Here is a 3,540-nt window from a genome sequence, read left to right as displayed (position 1 = left end):
GGACCGTGAAACGACTCCACGCCGATGATAGTGCGGATACCCGTGTGAAAGTAGGTAATCGTCAGGCTCCTCATGCTTCAAACAAAAACCCCACCCCAAAAAGGTGGGGTTTTTGCGTTGGGGCGTGAAAATCTAAATCGCAATCAAGCCAGCAGAGGCGTAACGGCGACCATCAACGGGCGAGGAATTTCTCCGCCAGTCTTACCCAGTACGACGATCCGATCGATAACAAATCATCATTAAAGTCGTAGCTGGCGTTGTGCAACATGCACGGCCCCGCGCCGTGTCCTTGCTCCCGGTGCCCGCCGTCGCCGTTACCTAGAAACGCATAACATCCGGGCTTTTCGAGAAGCATGAACGAAAAGTCCTCGGCGCCCATCGTCGGCTCGACGGCGCTATCGACCTTATCCTTGCCCACCACTTCTGCCATAACTTCCGCCGCGAATCTTGCCTCTTCAGGCGAATTGATCGTCGGTGGATAGTTTCTGTGGAAATGAATTTCCACCGCGCAGTCGTAGGCCGCTGCGGTTGCATCGGCGATTTTGCGCATGCGCGCCTCGATCAGATTGAGCGTCTCCACCGTAAAAGTACGCACAGTTCCTCCGAGCCAAGCCTGATCGGGCACCACATTGGCAGCCTGGCCAGCGTGAATCTGCGTAATGGAAAGCACGGCCGTATCGATCGGCTTCTTGCTTCGCGTGATGATGCTCTGAAGCCCGTTCGCGATCTGAACCGCCGTAAAAACGGGATCGCGCCCGTTATGTGGCAGGGCCGCGTGCGAACCGGTTCCTCGAATGGCGATGCGAAACTCGTTGCTCGAAGCCATGATCGGCCCTTCGACGACACCGAAATGCCCCGCCGGAATGCCAGGCCAGTTGTGAATGCCGAACACCGCATCGACCGGAAACCGCTTGAAAAGACCATCTTCGATCATGGCCTTCGCGCCCGCGCCGCCTTCCTCAGCCGGTTGGAAGATGAAGACGACCGTCCCATCGAATTTGCCGTGCCTGGCCAGATATTTCGCCGCGCCGAGCAGCATCGCCGTATGACCATCGTGGCCGCAGGCATGCATACGGCCGTCGTTCGTCGATCGATGTCCGAAAGTGTTCAATTCCTGAATGGGCAGCGCGTCCATATCCGCGCGCAGCCCGATCGAGGCGCTGCCGGCGCCGCGCTTCAACACGCCGACGACGCCTGTCTTGCCCAATCCCCGATGCACTTGGATTCCCCAACTTTCGAGGCTCTCGGCAACCAGTTTTGCGGTGCCAACCTCTTCATAGCGCAATTCGGGATGGGCATGGATCGTTCGTCGGAGCGTCTTGATCTCGTCGTGCGATGCTTCGATTTCTGGGATCAGATTCATTTGAACTGCTCTCACGTTTGAATTCGGATTGCGCGTATTGACCGCGCCTGGTCGTTCCATTCTACGCCGCCGCTATTTGCGCCATCGGACGGTCGATCGCATAGCGGCCGTAATAGAATTCCGTCATCTGCCGCTTTTACTTCGATTTACGGACTTTCCGATGAACGCTCCAGCCGAGTTTGCCCGAGCCGTGTGCCCGCACGATTGCCCCGATACTTGCGCGATGCGCGTAACGGTCAAGGATGGAAAAGCGGTCAAAGTCAGCGGCGAACCTGATCATCCACCGACGCAAGGTGTGTTGTGCACAAAGGTCACGCGCTATGCCGAGCGTACGCATCACAAGGATCGTCTTCTGACTCCGTTGCGTCGAATCGGCAAAAAGGGCGAGGGCCGATTTGAGCCGATCGGCTGGGACGAAGCATTGCGACTCGCCGCCGAACGCCTGCAGCCTATCGCCCGGCGCGCGCCTGAAGCCATCGTTCCATACAGTTACGCGGGCACGATGGGCCTGGTGCAAGGCGAAAGCGTCGCTGCCCGATTCTTCAACGTGCTTGGCGCATCGCGACTCGAACGCACGATTTGTGCGGCCGCGGGCGCCGCCGGCCTGCGCTACACGTACGGCGCGAGCCTCGGAATGCATTCGGAGTATTACGAAGAGAGCGAGCTGATTCTGATCTGGGGCGCGAATCCGATCGCGTCGAGCCTGCACTTCTGGACGCGCGCGCAGGAGGCAAAGCGTCGTGGCGCGAAGCTGATCGCGATCGATCCGTACAAGTCGCTCACGGCGGAGAAGTGCCATCAGCACATCGCGTTGCGCCCGGGCACCGACGCCGCGCTCGCGCTCGGCATGATCGACGTGTTGATCCGCGAGAATTTCATCGATCACGAGTATGTGAGCGCGCATACCGTCGGCTTCGATGAACTTGCGGCGCGCGCGGCGCAGTATCCGGCTTCGCGCGTGGCGCAGATCTGCGGCATCGACGAAAAGGTCGTTATCGAACTCGCCCGTGCTTTCGGATCGACGAAGAAGGCCGCAATTCGCCTTAATTACGGCATGCAGCGCGTGCGCGGTGGCGGCAATGCCGTGCGGGCGATCGCTTGCTTGCCGTCGTTGACTGGCGCGTGGCGCGAGCGCGCCGGAGGCCTGCTGCTTTCGTCGTCCGGCTGGGCGCCGATCGACGGCAGCGCGCTCGAGCGTCCCGATTTGCTGCCGGGCTGGCCCTCGAAGCTTCCGCGCGCGATCAACATGAACGCGATCGGCGACGCGTTGCTGCATCCGGGCGACGAAGCATTCGGGCCGAAGATCGAAGCGCTGATCGTCTACAACTCGAATCCCGTTGCGGTCGCGCCCGATTCGGCGAAAGTCGAGGCGGGCTTCGCGCGCGAGGATCTGTTCACGATCGTGCTCGAACACTTCCAGACAGATACCGCCGATTACGCGGACCTCGTCTTTCCCGCGACGACGCAGCTCGAGCATCTCGACGTCCACAAGTCCTACGGGCACACGCACGTAATGGCGAATCTGCCGGCGATTCCACCCGTCGGCGAAGCGCGCCCGAACACTGAAATATTCCGCGGACTCGCACGCGCCCTGGGCCTTACCGAGCCGGCGCTTTTCGAGACCGACGAGCAGATCGCATCGAAGGCATTCCGCTGGAACGACCCGACGCTCGAAGGTCAGAGCTGGGACACGTTGAAGGCGTCCGGCTGGCTGAAGCTCGGAATCGCAGAAGCGCCGCTGGCCGAAGGCGGGTTCCGCACCCCGTCGGGAAAATGCGAGTTCTACAGCGAGCGCCTGAAACGCGAAGGTCTCGATCCGTTGCCCGATTACCTGCCGCCGTACGAGTCTGCGGACGGATCGCCGGATCTGGCGGCCCGCTATCCGCTCGCGATGATTTCGCCGCCCGCGCGCAACTTCCTGAACAGCAGTTTCGTGAACATCGAAAGTCTGCGGGCGGCGGAGCGCGAACCGCATCTCGATATTCACCCCGCCGACGCGCAAGCGCGCGCCATCGCCGATGGCGCAGTCGTGCGCATCTTCAACGATCGCGGTTCGATGCAGGCCCGGGGGGGGGGGGGGGGGGGGGGGCGCGGGGGGGGGGGCGGGGGGGGGGGGGGGGGGGGGGTGTTTTTGTTTGGCGGTGGGCGGCTCGCCCCTCTGGGGGGGGGGTGGGTGT

At 61.8% G+C, this 3,540-nt stretch carries 2 protein-coding genes; one reads left to right on the top strand and one right to left on the bottom strand.

What is annotated here, in order from left to right; all coding sequences use genetic code 11:
- Positions 1-172: 172 nt before the first annotated feature.
- The gene (locus tag NCT05_RS14825; RefSeq protein ID WP_250502649.1) at positions 173-1,363 is read right to left on the bottom strand and encodes a M20 aminoacylase family protein; all 1,191 of its coding nucleotides are present in this window, start codon (positions 1,361-1,363) and stop codon (positions 173-175) included.
- A gap of 160 nt (positions 1,364-1,523) precedes the next feature.
- On the opposite strand from NCT05_RS14825, the gene NCT05_RS14820 reads away from it, so the two are divergent.
- The coding region (locus NCT05_RS14820) for a molybdopterin-containing oxidoreductase family protein (RefSeq protein WP_250502648.1) at positions 1,524-3,540 on the top strand (2,017 nt) is incomplete at its 3' end.

It is taken from the genome of Caballeronia sp. AZ7_KS35, assembly GCF_023631045.1.
Taxonomy (GTDB): Bacteria; Pseudomonadota; Gammaproteobacteria; order Burkholderiales; family Burkholderiaceae; genus Caballeronia; species Caballeronia zhejiangensis.
Note: the sequence above shows the minus strand (reverse complement) of the source record. Positions and strands in the feature narration are given on the sequence as shown.